Here is a 20,788-nt window from a genome sequence, read left to right on the forward strand (position 1 = left end):
CCCTATTCCAGGGGAGGAGCAAAGACGACCGGCAGCCATACAATGAACGTGCTGCCTTCCCCTCTGCGGGTAACGACCTCGACCGAGCCCTTGTGTTCATCGATGATCCACTTGGCAATCGAGAGCCCAAGGCCCGTTCCGGCGGTAACGCCTCTAGACTGGTCCGCGCGGTAGAATCGTTCGAAGATGAACGGCACCTCGTCCTTGTCCATCCCGATTCCGGTATCCGAAATCCTCAGACCGACCTGTCCCTTGTACAGAACGGCGTCCAGACTGACCTCACCTTCCGGCGTATACTTGAATGCATTTTCGATAAATATGAACAGCATCTGCTGCAAATAATCTTTGTTCCCCTCGACATACACCCCGTTAAGAACCGACAGCCGGCCGACGTGCCACTCTGCGGTCTTTTCCAGAAACTGTGCCCGCCGCGCAACCTCCTCAACGAGCGGCTGCAAAGGAATCGGCGACAGCTCGAAGGTCTGACCGGTATCCGCGCGGGCAAGAGACAGCATATCGTTCACGAGCCGGCTCATCCGTTTGGCCTCATCTGAGATGTCTCCAACCGCTTCGATCGAAATTTGCTTGATCATTTCATCGTCCATATCCATTCGTTCGCCTTGCTCCGCCGTCCACATCTTCTGCAGCAGGTCGACGTTGCCGCGGATCGTGGTCAGCGGGGTGCGGAGCTCATGGGAAGCGTCGGAGACGAAACGCCGCTGGGCGGCATAGGCGTCCTCCAGCTCCTTATAGAAGCCTTCGGTTCGCTCGAGCATCGCGTTAAAGGTGCCGATCAACTGTCCGATTTCGTCCTGCGGACCGTCGTACTCAATCCGGACGCTAAGGTCCGTTCCCTTCTGGATATGTTCTGCGGCCTCGGTCACTTTGCCGATCGGATTCATCGATTTACGCGCCAAGAACAGACCGAAGGTGGAAGCAATCACCAGCGTTGCGGCCGAACCCATGATCAGAATCGACTGGAGCCGGTCCAGCGTTTGGTCGATTAGCCTAGTATTGGCACCAATCTGAAGCCACAAGATGGTTTGATTAGGGTTTTTAAATAATGCTTTTTGATATACAAGAAAAGAGTTTCCGTTGATATTCATGCGTGTAAACTTATTGTCGTATTTTTTTATATTGTCGGCAGGAGGAATATCAAACTGAACCTCGCTAAAGATCATATTATCAGAGCGCCATGTCGGTCTTTCCGTAGTCGATGTCTGCATAAATAAATCAGCTGCTTCGAGCCGGTCGGCTGTATCACGACTAGGAAACACTTCATAGCCGTCGGTTCCAAGCTCCATCTCGCCTGATTGTTTGACAATCCTCTGTTTCAGTTCCTCATACGTGTACAAATGCACAAAGCCGTACACCGCTGAGCTGAATATCAGCAGCGTCACAAACAGAATTCCGGTATACCAAGCGGTCAGCCTTAAACGAATGGACATATTTAATTGTCACCTCTTAGAATGTAGCCAGCACCGCGGATCGTCTGGATCAGCCGCTTCCCTCCATGTTCCTCAGTCTTCTGCCGGAGCATGGCGATGTAGACCTCCAGCACATTGGATTCCCCGCTGTAATCGTAGCCCCATATTTTATCCATGATCAAATCGCGGGATAGCACCCGCTTCGGGTTCTGCATAAACAGATGGAGCAGCTCGAACTCCTTCGCGGTCAATTCCAGCCGCTGTCCCGCCCGGATGACCTCCCTGGCATCGGTGTCCATAACAAGGTCCTCGAAGGTCAGCCGCTGAGAGGCTGAGTCCTCCCCTGTTTTACGCCGCAAGAGCGCGCGCACGCGAGCGAGCAGCTCCTCCAGCGCAAACGGCTTGACCAAATAATCATCCGCGCCGGTATCGAGCCCCTTCACGCGGTTCTCGACTTCGTCTTTCGCGGTCAGCATCAGCACCGGCACCGTGCTGCCCCCTTCACGAAGCCTTCTCAGCGCTTCAAATCCATCGACTTGGGGCATCATGACATCCAGCACGACCACATCCGGATCTTCGCTCAAAATCAGCTTCAAGCCTTCGGCCCCGTTCGAGGCCGTCAACACATCATAACCTTCGAAGGCCAACCCTCTTCGAAGCATCGAAATAATTTTCTCATCATCATCCACGATTAAAATTCGGGACCGCATCGGCGACATCTCCTCTATCTGCTAGCATCTCAATTGTTACGTCATTTACAATCCATTATATCGGCCGGTCCAAGCACAAGACAAGCGGAAGGGAATCCACCCTTCCGCTTGTATCGCTTCTATGTCAGTGCTTACGGCTGCTGTTGCTGCTGCTGTTGAAGGGAAGCCTCAAACTCGTTTCTGTCCCCAATCGTCAGCGGCAGGTCGATTTTCTTGCCGTTGCGGTCGACGTTAAGCGTAATTTTATCGCCGACCTTCTTCGATTGAATGAATTCGACCAGATCGGTATGCGTCGGGTATTTCTCACCATCCACGCCAATGATGATGTCATATTGGCGAAGGTCGGCTTCATACGCCGGCGAGCGGAATACGACGCGATTGACGTAAGAGCCTTCGGTTACCTTCGAGCCAAGCTGCTGTGCAATTTGCGGCGTGACGGTTGCCAGCTCCGCTCCGATAAACGGTTCCGGCTCTTTCGGAACTTCCTGGTTGTTCTTCAGGTATTCCAGCACTTCCTTGATCGTGCTGGACGGAATCGCAAAGCCGATGCCCTGCGCTTCCGCGCTGACGGCCACGTTCATCCCGATCACTTCACCCTTCAGGTTCAAGAGCGGCCCGCCGGAGTTTCCCGGGTTGATCGAGGCGTCCGTCTGCAGCAGGTGCTGATAGTTGCGGTCCTCTTCCCCATTCGTTCCTGGAATATCGATTTCGCGCTCTTTGGAGCTTAACACGCCGGCGGTTACGGTATGATCGAACCCTTTCGGGTTGCCGATCGCCACCAGCCATTCGCCGACTTTCAGGGAATCGGAGTCGCCCAGCTTAACCGCCGGGAAGTTATCCCCTTCAATCTTCAGCACGGCCAGGTCGAGCTCGTAGCTGGAGCCGAGCAGCTTGGCTTCATACGGCTTCTTGGTGCCTTGAACCGTAACTTGAATGACGTCGGCGCCATGAATAACGTGCTCGTTCGTCAGGATGTAACCGGACTTATCGAATATGAAGCCGGAGCCGAGACCCGAAGGCACGAGCTGCTGATTGCCGCCATTACCGCTGTTTCCGCTATTGCCGCTGTCTTCCTGCTGACTGGACGGGCCCCCGCCGAAGAAATACCAGAATGGATCATTCAGACTCGGATTGGAGCTTTGCCCGCTGCGGCTGTTGACCAGCGTTTCGATCAAGACAACGGCAGGGCCGGCTTCATCCACGACAGCCGAAACGTCCCCTTGGTTGGTTGGAATCATCGCGGATGCCGTTGTCGCGCTGTCGTTGCCGTTACCGTTGCTATCGACAGGCGCCGCCGTTTCCTGAGACGGCTGTTCGGATGAGAAGGCCGCGTCCGGCGTGAACAGATTCGTCCGGTCTGCCGCAAACATCAGGCTCGAGATGACGATGACGCCTGCGAGAAAGGACAGCAGCACCGTTTTGACCGACGTTTTCGGCTTGGAGCTGTAGTTCCATTGCGTATTCCTTGTCACGGCGTCCGACGGTCCCCCGCTGCCGCCCTGTTGTCCGGCCGATTGCGATTGGGCATAGCCGGAAGACGGAATCGGCTTTACGGGCTGCGGTGCCGTAACCTCAACCTCTTGGGATTCCCGTCTCCGATACGGGCTTTCCTCGGTTGGCTCGTTGCCTCCCTCATTGGATAGGGACTGAAAGGGTCCGTACGAATAGTAGTATGAAGAGCTGCCCGAGGATGGCTCCTCTTGTCTGTTCGGCTCATTGCCGGGTTCGTTGTTCGCTCGCTCATCATCTGGATAGCCATATCGCTTTCTTGGATCGTCCATGGGTGTTTACCTCCTATTTGAATCGCCTGCTTCCAAGCGGTTTCATTGATTAACTGTCTTTATTGTGTACTATAAACCTTAATAGTACCTTAAAAACAATTAAAAGGCAGATAAAAACCTTATCAGACGGGATTTAGCTTCCCTCGCTTACGACGATTTGACCCAGCCCTTCCGGTGGGCATAAATCGCAAGCTGGGTCCGGTCCTCCAGCTCACACTTCATCAGCAGGTTGCTGACATGGGTTTTGACGGTTTTAATGCTGATATGCAGTTCCTCCCCGATCTCCTTGTTGCTCTTTCCTTCGGCGATGAGCAGCAGAACTTCCCGCTCTCTCTCGGTCAATCCGGACTCGTCTTCATTCACCATATGCCGCCGGATTCCCCGGGTCAACGCTTCCGAAACGTCCTTCGTCATGACCGGCATGCCCCTGAACGCCCCCTGAAGGGCATAGATCAGCTCATCGGCGGATACCGTCTTCAGCACATAGCTGACCGCGCCCGCCTCAATACACTCCACGACCAGATCATCTTCGAGAAAGCTGGTCAGAATGACGATCTTCTGCTCGGGAAACTCCGACATCACCGCCCGCGTCGTCTCCGCTCCGTTCATAACCGGCATCATTAAATCCATCAAAATCAGATCCGGTCTGGAGCTGTCATCCGCGCTGCGCAGCATGTCAATAACCTCTTGCCCGTTCGCCGCCTCGCCGATCACCTCAAAGCCGGGATCAAGCGACAAGTATGTTTTTAGCCCCATCCGCACCATATCATGATCATCAGCCAGCAGTACTCGAATTACACCACTCATTATTCTTCCGCTCCCCTTTCCAATGCGCCGGCGCCTGCCGGTACTTCCCGTTCCGTCTGATCCTTGCCGCTACCTTCATGTCCGTTCTCGTCTTCAAACAGAGGGATATTGACTCTAACAGTCGTACCTGCTCCCTTTTTGCTGATAATCTCGACCTGCCCGCCAAGCTTCTCCGCCCGCTCGCGCATGGTTGAAAGTCCATAAGAGCCCTGTCTTCCGGCAATCTCGTCGAATCCGACGCCATCATCGCTGATGCTGAGCACGACCCGTTTCTGGTCTTCCCGCAGCGACATGCTGACAAGCCCCGCACCCGCGTGCTTGACAATGTTGGCAACCGCCTCCTGTATGATCAAGAACAGCTGGTGCTCGATCGCCTCCGACACGCCGCCGTACAGCTCCACGTCCTTCATGCCTTTTAGACCATTTTGACGACAGTAGTCGGGGAACCATTTCTCAAGCGCTTCCTCAAGCGTTCGACCCTCCAGCTCAACCGGGCGCAGCTGTGCAATCAATGCCCGCATTTGCTTCTGAGCGATGTGCGACATCTCGATAAGCTGTCCAAGCACCAGATCCCCATGCTCCGGGTTCCGCTTCAGTACGGCCGGCAGCGAGGAGGCCGACATGTGGATGGCGAAGAGCTGCTGGCTAACCGTATCATGCAGATCGCGCGCCATTCGGCGCCGCTCCTCCAGGACGGCGGCTTCAGCCGCGATTTCCTTCTCCATCACTTCCTGTTCGCCCAGCCGCTGCAGTATCTTTACCTTCTTCTCCAACGCCTCGATCATGCCGTTAAATTCATCATATACTCTGGAAAACGAACCATCCTCAATGACAGGCAGCCGAACCGTCAAATTGCCCTTCGCTGCCTGAAGCATATTTAGATGAAGAAGATCGAGCGGCCGCTGAATTCGCTGGCCTGCGATGTACCCGGCGATGCCCGAAAACAGAATGACACCGGCCGCGTAAACGAACCACAGCCGGTTATCTATTATATGTATAGAACCGGTTCGGTCCGCTGCATACAGGAATACAGCGACTCCGGCTCCAATCAGAAGGAAATTGACCATGATGATCCATTTTGTGTTCTTTAAAAATCCCATGGCGTTACCCTACCTTGTTCACTTTAACGTCACCGATAAAGACGCTGACATTGATTCGAATTTTCTTGCCCGCTTCCCTGTAATACGGGCTTTCCAGACCGGTGCTTCCCATAAATCCGCTCCGCTTCTCCTCCAGCACCTTCATATCGCCGATGAATGAGCTGGTCGATACATGGATCCCGACATCCGAGTCATTCGGAACGAACACTTTGACATCGCCGATGAATGCGGAGATATTGATTTTGGTTTCCCCGTAAGGGATCTGGGCTTTGGTTAAATCAAGCACCGTGTCGCCGATAAACTGGGAAATATTCGTCGGCTTGAGCTGAAAATAATCCTTGCCCATATGCACATCCCCGATAAAAGAGGACTTGTTCACCGTATCATGATTGGAATGTCCATGATGGTGTCCATAATGACCGTCATGGCCGTAACGGCCGTATGGGCCATGATCATTAGGGTCGTGCTCGTTTGGACCGTAAGCACTCCCGTATTGTGAATCCCGGCCATCCATACCGATATAATCCCGATATTTTCTGCGATCGTCCCGTTCACCGCCATGTTCTTCATTCCGTTGATCCGCATGATGATTGCCCTGCCAGCGGTATCCCTTAACCGATTCGTTGTGCCTTGTCTTCCGTTCTGCTCCGCCGCCCATACCGCTCATGCGGCCCTTGTCGGTCTTGTCCATGCTGTCCTGCTTTCCGAATCTGCGCTCGAATTCCTCATCCAAAGAAGAATCCAACGGCTGTGCCTCCGGCGGCTCTGGCAGATCATGATAGCCCTCTCCCCGTGAGGAGGTGAAATCGTCAGGCTTGGGCGGGGACGGCGGCGGTGCTTGATGCTTCGGATTAAAAATCACCTGCAGACCGAATCCGATCAAGATAAGCGGGATCGCGTATTTAATCAGATCGCCGAAGGAAAAGTCGACAACCCCCAAATTGCGGCCCAGGAAGTAGAAGCCGATGATCAGCGGAACGACGGCCCCCCACAGCCCTCCTCCGCGTGCATAAATCAAGCTCTGCAGTCCGAACCAAATGATGAACACCGGCCAGAAGGTTGAGAAAATATATCCGAGATCCACATCTACAATATTCATCTGATTGAGAAGAAACAATACACCGATCCCGATGAGCAGCAAACCGCTGCTGAGCTTGCTCCACCCTTTTCTACTCATGGTCATCCCCTTGCTTTCGTAGTTCTATTTGTAGCTTACCTACAGTGTACTACATGATGGGGGAAATCGGTTAGCGGCGCCGGGATGAAACTATTCTCGGTCTCGAGACCGAGGCGCTGGATATTTCTGGGCTTGACATTAGAAAGACGTCTATCGACGTACTCTCAAAGAAGACTAACCGTTTAGCGGTAGTCTTTCTTGCGGTGCCGGGCAGCACATCTTCCGAAGATTATATACTATCTAATATCTACAAAAAAAGACCTCCGCCTAGGCGAAGGTCTTTTTATCTGAACTCGAACGATCTACCATCAATAATGAATGGTTAGCGGTTCGTCGGGTGGTCGCCTGGCTGGTTCAGCTCACCAAACTCGGCGTCAAACTTCTCGTTCGGTTTTTTGTAGTTCTCCTGAACTTTAGCGTTCCCCTTAGGATTGCTCTTGATTCCGCTGGTATCTTCAGCGAACTCAGCGTTGAACTTTTCGTTCGGTGTTTGGAAATTCTCCTGAACTTTAGCGTTCCCCTTAGGATTGCTCTTGATTCCGCTGGTATCTTCAGCGAACTCGGCGTTGAACTTTTCATTCGGAGTTTGGTAGTTCTCTTGCACTTTGTTCTTTTTAGGCACAATGTTCACCTCCCTGTTCTTATCGATACCTTCATCCTCTTCAGGGGTTCTTGCCCCCCGAAATGTAGTATGTGATGAACAGGGTGACCTTATTCTGAAATTCCGCGAGGTGAACTCCCGGCTCAAATCGATGTTTCGGAATGCTCTTTAGATCGCTTCCTCGAGCACCGAGGACGGCAGAAACCGGTACGTCTCGATCGCATTGCCAAACGTTCTCAGCATCTGCTCCGTACATTTGCCGCTGCCCTGCTTAATGACCTGAACCTCGACATCCTTCTTTCCCCACTCCTGGAACACCTGCTTGGTTGTAGCAAAATACAGGTCGATCTTCCGGCCTTTGATCGCCGATCCGATATCAGCGACGATCCCATAGCCGTAGCCCGGAATGTACAGGATGCTTCCAAGCGGAAACACATCAGGATCTGCGGCGATTGTGGACAGCGTGTTTTTATCCCGCTTGACCTTAACGCCGGAATAGGTAATTCCGTATTGCGGGTGGCCCGGTTTCTTGCCCGTCGATTCGTATCCTGCCGTATAGCCTGTTGCCGTCACTTTTACCGTATGAAGCACCTGATCCTCCGGCGGTGCAAGCACCGGCATGGAGGATGCCCGCCTCTTCGCAGGCCCGGTTTTCTTCGGCGCCGTTTCGGGCAAGGTAATATACCGGCTCAAATCGGATAAGCCGGCGGCACGCATGGCATAAAACACGGACAGATCTACGTAATCCGAGCCTCGGACTTCCCCTTTCCTTAAACCTTCGTAAATAGGACTGCTATCGATCCTGCTGTATGATTCGCTTAAAATGGTATTGTAGGCTTTCGCTGAAGATGTCCATGTGCTGAATATCAAAGCTGACAGAACGGAACCGCAAAGAACCCTCTGCCATGTTTTCCATTTGATCATGTGAGTACCTCCCCCTTAATAGCGAGGGTTCCCACATCCCGAATGAAATATACATCATAACAGAGGGTTCTAACGGTTTACTATTTAATGGATTGCAGCCTTCAGTTGCGCAAGCTGCTCCGACGATTCAGCCCCGAAATTAAACGAGGCGCGTGTCGATCTCTTCCCGAAGCTTCGAGATGATTTCGCCGAGCGGCTGGGCGCCGATATCTCCCTCGCCCCGTTTGCGGACGGAAACCGCACCCGCATTTTTCTCATTCTCGCCCACAATGAACATGTAAGGAATTTTCTCAAGCTGTGCTTCCCGGATTTTGTAGCCGAGCTTCTCGTTGCGGAGGTCCGCTTCGACGGAAATGCCTGCCTGCTGCAGCTTCTCGGCCACTTCCTTCGCATAGTCCTCGAATGCGCCCGAAACCGGAATGACCTTCACCTGAACCGGGGACAGCCACAGCGGCAGCGCACCCGCAAAGTTCTCCAGCAGGAAGGCGGTAAAGCGCTCCATCGTGCTGATAATACCGCGATGGATAACGACAGGGCGATGCTTCTGGCCATCGTCGCCTACGTATTCGAGCTCGAAGCGTTCCGGAAGCAGGAAGTCCAGCTGGACGGTCGACAGCGTCTCTTCCTTGCCGAGCGCCGTCTTGATCTGCACATCGAGCTTCGGACCGTAGAAGGCCGCTTCGCCTTCAGCCTCGTAGAACGGCATATCCAGGCCCTCCACGACCTCGCGCAGCATGCGCTGGGACATTTCCCACATTTCGTCGTCTTGATAATATTTTTCGGTATCCTGCGGATCCCGGTAGGAGAGGCGGAAGCGGTAGTCTCTAATGCCGAAGTCCTTGTACACCGTCATGATCAGCTGAATGACGCGTGCGAACTCGTCCTTGATCTGGTCCGGGCGGCAGAAGATGTGGGAATCATTCAGCGTCATGGCCCGCACGCGATGAAGGCCGGTCAGCGCTCCCGACATTTCGTAACGGTGCATCATCCCAAGCTCCGCTACGCGAATCGGCAAATCCCGATAGCTGTGCATCCCGCTCTTGTAAACCATCATATGGTGCGGACAGTTCATCGGACGAAGCACAAGCTCCTCGTTGTCCATAGCCATCGTCGGGAACATATCCTCCTGATAGTGGTCCCAGTGTCCGGATGTTTTGTACAGCTCTACGTTACCGAGTACCGGCGTGTACACATGCTGATATCCGAGACGCTCCTCCATATCGACGATATAACGCTCCAGCGTCCGGCGAAGCTTGGCTCCGTTCGGCAGCCAAATCGGCAGTCCTTGTCCGACGAGCTGCGAGAAGGTAAACATCTCGAGCTCCTTACCCAGCTTGCGATGATCCCGCTTCTTGGCTTCCTCCAGCAGATGCAGATGCTCATCAAGCTGCGCTTTCTTCACGAAAGCCGTTCCGTATACGCGCTGCAGCATTTTATTCTTGCTGTCACCGCGCCAGTAAGCGCCCGCAACGCTCATCAGCTTGAACACCTTGATCTTGCCGGTAGACGGAACGTGCGGCCCGCGGCAAAGATCGAAAAACTCGCCCTGCTCGTAGATCGTGATCACGCTGTCCTCAGGCAGAGCATTGATCAGCTCAAGCTTGTATGGGTCGCCCAGCTCACCGAATATACGCAGCGCTTCCGCACGGCTGACTTCCTTGCGAACAATGGGAAGGTTCTCCTGGGTAATGCGCTCCATTTCCTTCTCAATCTTTTGCAGGTCCTCCGGATTCAGCGGCTCCTCAAGATCCATATCATAGTAGAAGCCGTCCTCGATCACAGGCCCCACGCCAAGCTTTACTTCCTTCGCGCCGAACAGGCGCTTCGTTGCCTGGGCCAGCAGGTGAGCGGTGCTGTGGCGGATGACCTCCAGTCCTTCCGCGGAGTCTTGGGTCACGATTTCAATCAACGCCCCGTCCTGAAGCGGTGTCGATAAATCCACCAAAATCCCGTTCTGTTTGCCTGCAACCGCATTTTTCTTCAGCCCGCTGCTGATCGAAGCGGCAACATCCTCAATGATGCTCCCCGCTTCGTACTCGCGGACGGAGCCGTCAGGTAATTTGATACTGATAGCCACCTTGCATTCCTCCTCCAAAATGATGTTTCTTTCACGTTCATTGACATTCTGCAGGACAGGCTCAATCCCGTGCGTGCCAGCTTTCATCCCCGTATAGCTAGGCTTAAGTGAAGGCTGTTCGCGGGCCTATAAATAACAAAAAACACCCGTCCCGCAAAGGGACGAGTGTTATACCCGTGGTTCCACCCTAATTCGATCGCTCCAGCCGTGCGCACACATTAGACTCGGAGGATCCTTCATCAGCATGAGGTAACGGTCATGACCGGTGATGCCTACTAAGCCCGAAGGATGTTCGACAGCACAGCTACAAAGGGGTAAATCAATGGCATTCCGGAGGAAATTTCAGCCGATGTTTCCTCTCTCTGAAAGCGGTCTGGTCCGAATTGATTCATGTCTTTGTCAGAGCTTTTTACGTGAATTTATCAGTAATTATAATCCTGTCTCGCGCAAAACGTCAAGTCATCATCCGTCCGCTCCCGAGAAGCGCGCTGCATTCCGGACAGCTGCAGCATACCTCGGCGCGATTATCGAAGATATGGGCAAGGGTCACGATAACCGGAAGTTCCGGCTGCCTTGTATGAATGATCATCCGGGCAGGGGATACGGAAATCAGCGTGCTGACAACCATGTCCTCGATTTCCATCTCCTGATCCAGCCGCTCCATCACAAGCCCCTCCTCCCGAGGGCGCTCAATCGGCCGTAAATTGCCGTCCAGCAGGAGGAAATCCTCGTCTCCCTTATGAATAACATGGACCAGCGGCATTTTAGGCTCTTGAAAATAAACGAAATATTTCAGCAGGCTCACAAATTCCTCATACTGCTGATCCAGCATAAATTCATCTACGGCATACTCTGCCATCTCGCGGAGTTCCTCTTCATATCCTTGAAGCCGGAAGGTCATGAACCCGTCCAGATTCAGCTCCGGGCTCTCGAGCAGGCATTGATAAATGCCATCGGTCAACTTACGCCTGCGGCTCCGCCAGAAGTCGCCCGAAGGACCTTCTTCCTTGGTCAACAGCATAAGAAACCATTGCAGAATCCGATCGGCCTCTTCCTCATCGTCAAACTCGAATTCCGAGAACATTAACCGTGCAGCAATCTCCTGCTCCTTCTCCTCGAGAATATAAGCCGTTACGGCTTCGGAGACTTGGCGCCGAAGGGTTTCGGCAGAGACTGTCCAAGATGACAGCGGGAGCTTGCCGGAGCAAGTCCAAATGACGCGGTCCTCGGAAGCGCTGAACGTGAATTTCAGCTGCTTGCATTGTTTATGTAACTCCTTCTGCTTGTCTGACAATATACGGTGAAACGCTCTTTTCTCGTCTTCGGTCCGTGCACTGACAGAAATGCTGAACAGTTCCATGGAATCACTCCTTTCGAATCCCTTTTCAGTATATGGGGACCCGCTCGGGGATATACGGAACACCTGCTTGGAAAAACAAGCAAGTCCAAGGAATATTTAAGCGCAGGAATGAATAAGGGCCGGGCGCTTACCGGCATGCAAAAAAGCGGACCGGGGCTGTTCCCCGATCCGCTTCTCAAGCAAGACATCTAAGTATTTGGAATTAGTTCTGCATGACAAAATCGCGCTCTACGCTGCTGTTGTCCTCAAACACGCGGAGGATTTCATAGCGGGTGTTCCGCTGGGCCGGGATATTGCCGGTCTCGCGGATCAGCTTCAGAATCGACTCGATGTTAACCTTGTATACGGCACCGGCAGAAGAAACAACATTCTCCTCCATCATCGTGCTGCCAAAGTCGTTGCAACCGTAGCTAAGCGACAGCTTGCCGATCTCCGGTCCCATCGTTACCCAGGAGGATTGCAGGTTCGGCACATTATCGATGGCGAGGCGGCCGATCGCAACGGTCTTCAAGTAAGCCTCGGGCGTCTCCCGCTCGCGCTTCAGGTTCGTATTGTCAGGCTGGAAGGTAAATGGAATAAAAGCAAGGAAGCCCTTGGAATTCCAGCCGTTCTGAATGCACTCATCCTGCGCATCCCGCACGCGCAGCAAATGCAGCGCCCGCTCCTCCATCGTCTCGCCGAGACCGATGACCATCGTGGCCGTCGTGTTCATGCCGAGCCGGTGAGCCGTCTGCATGACATCCATCCATTGGCGCCAGGAGCCCTTCAAGCGGCTGACCTTCTTCCGGATCCGGTCATCCAGAATCTCGGCGCCGCCGCCGGGAAGCGAATCCAGTCCGGCATCGCGGAGCTCGCGTACGACCTCCTCCAGCGACAAACCCGACACCTCGACCATCTTCATGATCTCCGCAGGCGAGAAGGAGTGCATCGTAATATTCGGGAACCGCTTCTTGATGTTGCGCAGAAGATCCGTGTAATAGCTGAACGGCAGATCCGGATTGGTTCCCCCCTGCATCAGGATCTCGGTTCCGTTAACGTCCTCGGTCTCCTGAATCTTCTGAAAGATCGTCTCGTCCGGCAGTACATATCCTTCCGACGAGCCCGGTCTCCGGTAAAAAGCACAGAAGCGGCAATAAACGTCGCAGACGTTCGTATAGTTGATATTTCGGCCGATGACAAATGTCGTGATCGGGTCTGGATGCAGACGCTTGGTCATCACATTCGCCGCATGCCCTATTTTCTCCACCTCATCGCTTTCAAACAGCGTTACAGTATCCTCAAGATTTAGTCTTTCACCGCGTAAAGCTTTATCCAAAATACGGTTTACCGCACTCATTTCTTGCAGCCTCCCTTATCCGAGAAAATGACAACTCAACAAAAATTTCAAAAACTTCGTCTTTTCATCCTACCACAATCCGGCAACAAAAACGACATCCCGCTGCGGGCGGGATGCCGAATAAAAATATGGAAATATTGTGAACGACCCAGTCGGAGCGCCATGTTCCATGGGATTTTATCGCCGTTCGTCTCGCTCAATAGCGGCTGCCGGCAAGTGCCTGATCCAGATCGGCAATCAAATCATCCACATCCTCGAGTCCGACCGAGAAACGCAGCAGTCCATCTGTAATCCCCCGTTCATGACGAACCTGCTCCCCCATCGCCGCGTGGGACATCATGGCCGGATAGGACAGAATGCTCTCCACTGCTCCCAGGCTGACCGCTACCAGCGGCAGCTTCACTTGGTTCAGCACCTGCTTGGCCCGCTCCCCGGAACCGACGTCAAACGAGATGACGGCCCCATAGCCGCTCGATTGCTTCTCGTGAATCTCCCGACCCGGATGATTCAAGAGACCCGGATAGTAGACGCGCTCGATATCGCTTCTTCCTTGCAGCCATGCCGCCAGCTTGGCGGCACTCTCTTCGGAATGAGCCATCCGCGCGCCTAGCGTCTTCATTCCCCGCATGAGCAGCCATGAATCCTGAACGCCAAGCACCGTGCCGAGTCCGTTCTGCAGCTGCTTCAGCCGCCCAGCCAGCTCTTCCGTTCTGGCAACCGCCAGACCTGCGAGAACGTCGCTGTGTCCCCCCAGAAATTTGGTGGCGCTGTGAATGACGATATCAACGCCGAATTCGATCGGCCGCTGATAGTACGGGGTCATAAAGGTGTTATCCAGAAGCGTAAGCAGATCATGCTCCTTCGCCCAATCGGTCACTGCGCCGATATCGGTAATGTTCAGCGTCGGATTGGACGGCGTTTCCATATAGACCGCCTTGGTGTTCGGCTTAAGCGCAGCCTTCACCTGATCGAGATCGGTCATGTCCACGAAGGTGCTCTCAATGCCCATCCGGTTCAGGATGCTGGTTAATAGACGGTAGGTTCCTCCATACACATCCTCCGTGACGATCATATGATCGCCTGCCGAGAGCAGCATGAATGAACTGGAGATCGCTGCCATGCCGGAAGCGTAAGCGAATCCGCGAACACCGCCTTCGAGCAGCGCGATATAATCCTCGAGCGCTTGGCGGGTCGGATTGCCGGATCGGCTGTAATCATGAAGCGGAGGCTGGTAGATATCCTCGTGGTGAAAGGTCGATGCCTGATAGATCGGCACGCTTGACGCTCCGGTGGCCCGGTCGATCTCCCCGCCGAAATGAAGCAGCTTCGTCTCGAAGCGGAGCGATTCCGCTTCCCGTCCTTTCGGGCCGGAATGCTTTCGACCCTTCGCGTCTATGCGTACGCCTTTATCGATGCTCATCCCAGAACGCCTCCTTCCACCTCGGCCACAGCTGCGTTCAAGGCCTCATCCAGATCCGCGATCAGATCGTCCGCATGCTCGATGCCGACCGAGAAACGCAGCAGTCTCTCATCCACCCCGACGGCCTCGCGGATCTCCACCGGAATGTCTGCGTGCGTCTGCACCGCCGGATAAGTCATGAGCGATTCAACGCCCCCGAGGCTCTCCGCGAAGGCAATCAGCTTGATATGGCGCAGAACAGGCTCTACATAGCGGGCATCTTTCACTTTAAAGGAGAAGATGCCTGTATTTCCGCTGGACTGCCGGTGCTGAATCTCATAACCCGGGTGATCAGGCAGCGCAGGGTAGAACACCTCTGCGATTGCCGGATGAGTCGTGAGAAAGTTTGCGACTGCAGTCGCATTGCTTTCGTGCCGGTCCATGCGGAGCGCCAGCGTCTTCATGCCCCGCATCAGCTGATAAGAATCGGAAGGGCTTAGCACCGCTCCGATGGAATTGTGCAAAAAGGCGATTTCTTCGGACAGTTCCTTGCCTTTCGTTACGATTAGCCCTGCAAGCACATCGTTATGTCCGCCCAAATACTTGGTGGCGCTATGAATGACGATGTCCGCCCCTAGCTCGATCGGCCGCTGGAAATACGGTGTCAGCAGCGTGTTGTCTACAATCGTGATCAGTCCATGATGTCTGGCCCATGTACAGACCGCTTCAATATCCGTGATCATCATCAGCGGATTGGTCGGGGTCTCGATAAATACCGCCTTTGTATTCGGCTTTCGGGACTGCTCCAGCGCGTCCAGGTCATTCGTGTCGACATACGATGCGCTCACGCCGAACTTGGACATGATTCTGTCCAGCAGCCGATAGGTTCCGCCATACAGATCCAGAGATACGATCAGATGATCCCCTTGGCTGAACATGGCAAATATCGTCTGCAAGGCCGCCATGCCCGAGCTGCAGGCAAAGCCGGCATCGCCGGATTCCAACCCGGCAATCGAATCCTCCAGCACTTGCCGGGTTGGATTCTTCGTGCGGATATAATCAAAGCCCGTGCTTTGCCCAAGCTTCGGATGACGGTATGCGGTCGCCTGATAGATCGGGAACGTGACGGCTCCCGTCACCGGCTCATGCACCGATCCGATCTGCGCCAGCCGGCTCTCGATATTCAGCGGTTTTCTCTCCATTACAACTTCCTCCTTGGCGGCTTCTATATTTGTGGACCGATATCATATGGGGTTTCTTGATATACATAGTAATTGAGCCAATTCGTAAACAATAAGTTAGCATGGGCCCGCCAGATCGAAGGAGGGTTGCTGGTCGGATCGTCATTCGGATAATAATTGCGCGGCAGCGCAATATCCAATCCCTTCGCAACATCCCGGTCATATTCCCATTTCAAGGAGTCCGGATCATATTCCGAGTGGCCGGTGGCGAATATTTGTTTGCCGTCCCTGCTTGCTACCAGGTAGATGCCTGCCTCCTCGGACTCCGACAGAATGACCAGGTCATCGATGCCCGCAATGTCTTCGCGCCGGACCTCGGTGTGGCGGGAATGCGGAACGAAGAACATGTCGTCAAAGCCGCGGAGCAGCTTCGTACAGGGCTCGCTGACCGTATGGGAAAACACGCCGAAGCACTTCTCTTCCAAGCTGTATTTCGGCACGCCGTAATGGTAGTACAAGCCGGCCTGGGATGCCCAGCAAATATGCATGGTCGAGGTCACATGCGTCTTGCTCCACTCAAAAATTTCCGTGAGCTCCTGCCAGTAGTTGACCTCCTCGAATTCGAGCTGCTCCACCGGAGCGCCGGTGATAATCATGCCGTCAAACCGGCGATTCTTCACTTGCTCGAACGTTTTGTAGAACGACTTTAAATGCTCAGCCGATGTGTTCTTGGATACATGGGAGCTTGGGTGCAGCAATACAACATCGACTTGAAGCGGCGAGTTACCGATCAGCCTCAGCAGCTGGGTCTCCGTCGTTTCCTTCGTCGGCATGAGGTTCAGAATCGCAATCCGCAGCGGGCGGATATCCTGGTGAAAGGCATGACTCTCATCCATAACAAAAATGTTCTCTCCAGCCAGCACTTCTTTGGCCGGCAGGGCATCAGGGATTTTAATTGGCACCTTAAGCTCACTCCTTCAAAATATGTAGTGGTACATCCGCTGCAGCTTGAGTCAGAGCGCTTTGACTGTATAAACGCAAGAAGACCTTTCTCGGTCGAGAAAGGTCGTCGTATACATTACTACAATGCTCCTCTCTCATCTGCCAGGCTATACGGTCAATCATGAATCGTATATCCTGCAAGAATTAGCACCGTGCGATATTGCCGCCGGTTGCCGGGTTTCATAGGGCTAGTCCCTCCACCTGCTCTTGATAAGATTTCGCTGTATTTAGTTGTATGGTTATATTGATACTTACTTTATATCATCCGAATATTTTCGTCAAGCATCTTTTCAAGCGAGCCGTCACATTACACCCCTTTCTCAATACCCTGTATTAACGCCTTCTGTTTGACCCGATTACAGCTTGAAAGCTCCCAAACCCGGCGTTATACTAGACAAGTGCTATTTAGCCCCATGATGAAAGAGGTGAAACATGAAAATGGACGGTGACCCGAGCCAGAACGTGGAAGCGAAGGATGCACAACCGCATAGGACCAGGATCAGCTTACCGGCAGAGGGCAGCGTTATTTTTCATGCGCTTTTGTCATAGTTCTCTTAGGAGAAAATCAACAAAGCCCGTACACCGGCTAAGCTGATATCCTGTGCCTTTAATGTACGAATGAAGAAGGAGTGATATCAGATGAAAATCCGGTTGGTTGATGCGGGTGTATTTACCCCTGTTGACGATATCCAGATGACGCTGACAGCACCGGCCAGCGGCTTTTACTGGCTGGATGCGGATGTCGATGATTTAGCCGAGCTGCAGCCGCTTTTCTCCCTGCATGATCTTGCGGTGGAGGACTGCCTGAGCGAAGAGGAGCAGCGTCCGAAGATCGAAATATATGAAAACCACTATTTTATCGTTGTAAACAGCATCCGTTTTGATGACGAGGAGATTTTCCTCCGGGCCCTCAATATTTTCCTGGGCAGACATTTCATCATCACGGTCACGAAACAGAAAATTCACGAGCTGCGGACCGTCAAGCCCCTTCTATGGGAAGACGAGGTCAGCACGCCCGACCGTTTCCTCTACCTGCTGATCGACTTGGTCACGGACAACTACTTTTCGGTCGGCGACCGGATCGAAGCCCGGATCGAGAAGCTGGAGGAAGACATTCTTATTCATACCAAGAAGACGCATCTCAGCGAAATTATCGGCCTGCGAAGCGAGATTCTATGGCTGAAGAAGGTGCTGGGGCCGCAGAAGGAAGTTATCAATACGCTCAACAAAAAGGATCTTCGGCTGATCGACGATCAGCTGCAGAAATATTTCAGCGATATTTATGAGAATGCCGTGAAAATTTCGGAAACATTCGAAACCTACCGCGATTTGATGGGCAACCTGCGGGAAGCGTATCAGTCGAGTATTGCGAATCGTGCTAACGAAATCATGCGCGTATTTACCGCTATTACGACCATCTTCATCCCGCTTACGCTGATTACAGGCATCTATGGGATGAACTTCGACAATATGCCGGAACTGCATTGGGAATATTCGTATTACGTTGTGATCGGGGTCATGGTATTCGCCGGCCTGCTGATGTTTTATTTGTTCCGAAAAAAGGACTGGATTTAATTTCACCGCATATACAGCAGCTTGTTGTTAAAGAGGAGGCGTCCCATGAGATCATTAGATCTTGCGGGGCTCCTCTTTTTCTATGTGAAATGATGCTTCCCTCGCAGCAAGCGTTCATTAAAAAACGGTCCCACAAGTAGAAGGTTCTACTCATGGGACAGCGCTACCCTGCAGTCTATTCTTGCTTCAGCCCGCACTCGCTTGGCTGGATTCCTCTCGGCGGAAGCGGATCCGGATCAGGCGCAGCCGCTCATACAGCTTCTCCGTTCCGCCAACCTCCTCTCCCCCCTTTTCTTGGCCGTATACCCGCTGAAGAACCGGCTTAAGAAACGTATCGCCAAGCTCCTCAAAAGCCTTCCATACCGCTGCTTGCTCAGCATCCGGCACGGTGCACAGCTCGGCTTGCACCAGCTGTTCGGTGTCATAGCCTTCCTTCTCAAGCCCCTCCAGCTGCTCGATCAGATCGCGGCGGGACAGCGACGTTCGCTCTTCCAGCTGCTCCAGCGTCGCTCCCTCGGCAATGCCAAGCAGCATCGAGCGGCGGATCCGGTACCGCTCCAGCTCCTGCTTGTACTTCTCCTCCTTCTGCTTATACAACCAGGAGACGAACACATCCTCCGGGAGCTGGTGATAAACCCAGTCCAGCGGAAAGGTTGTCTTGCGCTCGATCTTCGCCGTGATCTCAAGCCACTCCGCCCCATGCTCGGAAGCTTTGGCAGGCCCGATTCCGGGAAGCTGCAGCAGCTCCTCCTCGCTCTGGGGAACGAACGCGCTGATGAGCCGCAGCACCCGGTTGCTGGCGATAAAGTACGGAGCCTTCCGCCCGGAAGCCGCCTTCCGGCGCCTCCAGGCGCACAGCTCGGTATACAGCTCCTCCGAGCCGTGCAGCTCGCTGTAGCATTGAAGCTTCTGCATATGGAGGTTCCTGCCGCCGATCTCTCCGGTCTCGTTAAATATCCCTTCGATGATCGGACGATACCCCTCCGCCAGCTTTCTGGCCAAATGGTGACGGTATACACAGAGCAGCTCATTCCACGAGCCTCCTTCATACCAATCGTCATCTGCGGCCTCGCCCTCCGGCTCGATGTCCCGCCAGCCAAGGCTCCAGACGCCCTCCTCCTCTCCGATCCACACCTGAGCGAAACTCGAATGCCCCTGCTCGTCCGTCCTGCTCATCTGATTCATGAACACAATTTGCATGTCCTGTCTACCTCCCGTTATCACATTCTTCAGTACAACCTAAGACAACGCAAAAAAGCACCCCTACTCCGCCGCAGCGTCGTTAAGGGTGCTTCCCGTTTCACTATGTTATACTGTTGGCTATATAGTACCATAATTTGTAACGGGAGCCAACAGATTTTATAAAGATCTATCCGTTTACCGTCACGAAGTCTTCGGGCTTTCTGTTACTTCTCGGCAAGAGCCAGCTTGGCAAGCGCGATGGCGCCGCACAGCCCCGCATTATCGCCCAGCTGCGGCGGCACGATAAACTGATCGATGTTCTCGCGCAGGCTAGGATGATGAACGTAGCCGGCCAGCAGCTCTTGAAGCTTGGTACGGATCATCGGAAACAGATGCTCCTGCTTCATGACGCCGCCGCCCATAACGATCCGCTGTGGAGAGAGAATCAGCACATAATTCATCAGTGCTTGAGCCAGATAGTACGCTTCCATCTCCCAAGCCGGATGGTCCGGTGTCAGTTCCGCCCCCGGAACCCCCCAGCGTTTGCCGAGCGAAGGTCCTGCAGCAAGTCCCTCCAGGCAGTCTGCATGGTACGGGCATGTGCCTTCATAACGATCCTCCGGATGGCGGCGGACATAGATGTGACCCATTTCCGGATGGGACAAGCCGTGGATCAGCTCGCCGGATACAACAGCGCCTGCTCCCACACCCGTGCCGATCGTAATGTACAGGCAGCTGTCCAAGCCTTGAGCAGCTCCCCAAGTATATTCACCAAGCGCGGCCCCGTTAACGTCCGTGTCAAAGCCGATCGGAACCCCGAACCGCTCCTCCAGTGCTTTTACGATGTTATAGTTGCTCCAATGCGGCTTAGGCGTCGTCGTAATGCAGCCATATGTAGGACTGCCCTTCACCGGATCGATCGGACCGAACGAACCTACGCCGATCGCTTCAATATCCTTATCCGCAAAAAAGCTGAAGACGTTCGCCATCGTCTCCTCAGGGGTTGTTGTCGGGAAGCTTACCCGTTCCACGACCGTACCGTCCGCAGTTCCAACTCCGCAAACGAACTTCGTTCCTCCTGCCTCAATAGCTCCAAGTAAACTCATGCTACTCATCCTCTCCACGTGTGCTCTCTTTCTCTTGGGTTGT

The 20,788-nt window shown here is 53.6% G+C and carries 17 protein-coding genes and 1 riboswitch; of the genes, 1 reads left to right on the plus strand and 16 read right to left on the minus strand.

The window, feature by feature from the left end:
• Nucleotides 1–2: 2 nt before the first annotated feature.
• The 14 genes from J2Z18_RS06565 to metA all read right to left on the minus strand — a co-directional run bounded on the left by J2Z18_RS06565 (nucleotide 3) and on the right by metA (nucleotide 16,842).
• Nucleotides 3–1,448 carry a sensor histidine kinase gene (locus tag J2Z18_RS06565; RefSeq protein WP_007127292.1) on the minus strand — a complete coding sequence of 482 codons (1,446 nt, stop codon included), beginning with the start codon at nucleotides 1,446–1,448 and terminating at the stop codon, nucleotides 3–5.
• A 2-nt stretch (nucleotides 1,449–1,450) separates the two neighbouring features.
• A complete protein-coding gene (locus J2Z18_RS06570; RefSeq protein WP_007127291.1) occupies nucleotides 1,451–2,137 on the minus strand; it encodes a response regulator transcription factor in 687 nt (228 codons plus the stop codon).
• A gap of 131 nt (nucleotides 2,138–2,268) precedes the next feature.
• Complete coding sequence (locus tag J2Z18_RS06575) at nucleotides 2,269–3,918, minus strand: S1C family serine protease (protein WP_028403795.1); 1,650 nt, start codon at nucleotides 3,916–3,918, stop codon at nucleotides 2,269–2,271.
• A 147-nt stretch (nucleotides 3,919–4,065) separates the two neighbouring features.
• Nucleotides 4,066–4,725, minus strand: a complete 660-nt coding sequence (locus J2Z18_RS06580; protein ID WP_028403794.1) for a response regulator — start codon at nucleotides 4,723–4,725, stop codon at nucleotides 4,066–4,068.
• The gene (locus J2Z18_RS06585) at nucleotides 4,725–5,825 is read right to left on the minus strand and encodes a sensor histidine kinase (RefSeq protein ID WP_210094412.1); all 1,101 of its coding nucleotides are present in this window, start codon (nucleotides 5,823–5,825) and stop codon (nucleotides 4,725–4,727) included. Before J2Z18_RS06585 ends, J2Z18_RS06580 begins: the two co-directional genes overlap by 1 nt.
• Nucleotides 5,826–5,829: 4 nt before the next feature.
• The gene (gene liaF / locus J2Z18_RS06590; protein ID WP_210094413.1) at nucleotides 5,830–7,008 is read right to left on the minus strand and encodes a cell wall-active antibiotics response protein LiaF; all 1,179 of its coding nucleotides are present in this window, start codon (nucleotides 7,006–7,008) and stop codon (nucleotides 5,830–5,832) included.
• A 316-nt stretch (nucleotides 7,009–7,324) separates the two neighbouring features.
• Entirely contained in the window at nucleotides 7,325–7,624 is a 300-nt protein-coding gene (locus tag J2Z18_RS06595; protein ID WP_007127286.1) for a hypothetical protein, read from the minus strand.
• A gap of 147 nt (nucleotides 7,625–7,771) precedes the next feature.
• Nucleotides 7,772–8,320, minus strand: coding sequence for a 3D domain-containing protein (locus J2Z18_RS06600; protein WP_376773063.1), 549 nt, complete (start codon nucleotides 8,318–8,320; stop codon nucleotides 7,772–7,774).
• Nucleotides 8,321–8,666: 346 nt separating this feature from the next.
• A complete protein-coding gene (gene thrS / locus J2Z18_RS06605) occupies nucleotides 8,667–10,604 on the minus strand; it encodes a threonine--tRNA ligase (protein ID WP_210094415.1) in 1,938 nt (645 codons plus the stop codon).
• 454 nt (nucleotides 10,605–11,058) lie between these two features.
• A complete protein-coding gene (locus tag J2Z18_RS06610; RefSeq protein WP_210094416.1) occupies nucleotides 11,059–11,964 on the minus strand; it encodes a putative sporulation protein YtxC in 906 nt (301 codons plus the stop codon).
• A 202-nt stretch (nucleotides 11,965–12,166) separates the two neighbouring features.
• On the minus strand, nucleotides 12,167–13,300 hold the full coding sequence (gene mqnC / locus J2Z18_RS06615; protein WP_007127282.1) for a cyclic dehypoxanthinyl futalosine synthase: 1,134 nt from the start codon (nucleotides 13,298–13,300) through the stop codon (nucleotides 12,167–12,169).
• A 196-nt stretch (nucleotides 13,301–13,496) separates the two neighbouring features.
• Nucleotides 13,497–14,720, minus strand: a complete 1,224-nt coding sequence (locus tag J2Z18_RS06620) for a trans-sulfuration enzyme family protein (RefSeq protein ID WP_210094417.1) — start codon at nucleotides 14,718–14,720, stop codon at nucleotides 13,497–13,499.
• On the minus strand, nucleotides 14,717–15,901 hold the full coding sequence (locus tag J2Z18_RS06625; protein WP_210094418.1) for a PLP-dependent transferase: 1,185 nt from the start codon (nucleotides 15,899–15,901) through the stop codon (nucleotides 14,717–14,719). Before J2Z18_RS06625 ends, J2Z18_RS06620 begins: the two co-directional genes overlap by 4 nt.
• A gap of 23 nt (nucleotides 15,902–15,924) precedes the next feature.
• Complete coding sequence (metA, locus tag J2Z18_RS06630; RefSeq protein WP_210094419.1) at nucleotides 15,925–16,842, minus strand: homoserine O-acetyltransferase MetA; 918 nt, start codon at nucleotides 16,840–16,842, stop codon at nucleotides 15,925–15,927.
• A gap of 132 nt (nucleotides 16,843–16,974) precedes the next feature.
• Nucleotides 16,975–17,099, minus strand: a riboswitch (SAM riboswitch).
• Between the two features lie 422 nt (nucleotides 17,100–17,521).
• On the opposite strand from metA, the gene corA reads away from it, so the two are divergent.
• Nucleotides 17,522–18,457: a magnesium/cobalt transporter CorA gene (gene corA, locus J2Z18_RS06635; protein ID WP_007127277.1), complete on the plus strand. Its 936-nt coding sequence runs from the start codon at nucleotides 17,522–17,524 to the stop codon at nucleotides 18,455–18,457.
• 186 nt (nucleotides 18,458–18,643) lie between these two features.
• On the opposite strand, the gene J2Z18_RS06640 is transcribed toward corA, so the two are convergent.
• Both J2Z18_RS06640 and J2Z18_RS06645 read right to left on the minus strand, forming a co-directional pair.
• Nucleotides 18,644–19,657, minus strand: coding sequence for an HRDC domain-containing protein (locus J2Z18_RS06640; protein ID WP_210094420.1), 1,014 nt, complete (start codon nucleotides 19,655–19,657; stop codon nucleotides 18,644–18,646).
• Nucleotides 19,658–19,863: 206 nt separating this feature from the next.
• The gene (locus J2Z18_RS06645) at nucleotides 19,864–20,745 is read right to left on the minus strand and encodes an ROK family protein (protein ID WP_007127275.1); all 882 of its coding nucleotides are present in this window, start codon (nucleotides 20,743–20,745) and stop codon (nucleotides 19,864–19,866) included.
• Between the last annotated feature and the right edge of the window lie 43 nt (nucleotides 20,746–20,788).

It is taken from the genome of Paenibacillus lactis (assembly GCF_017873605.1).
GTDB classification, from domain to species: domain Bacteria; phylum Bacillota; class Bacilli; order Paenibacillales; family Paenibacillaceae; genus Paenibacillus_AQ; species Paenibacillus_AQ lactis.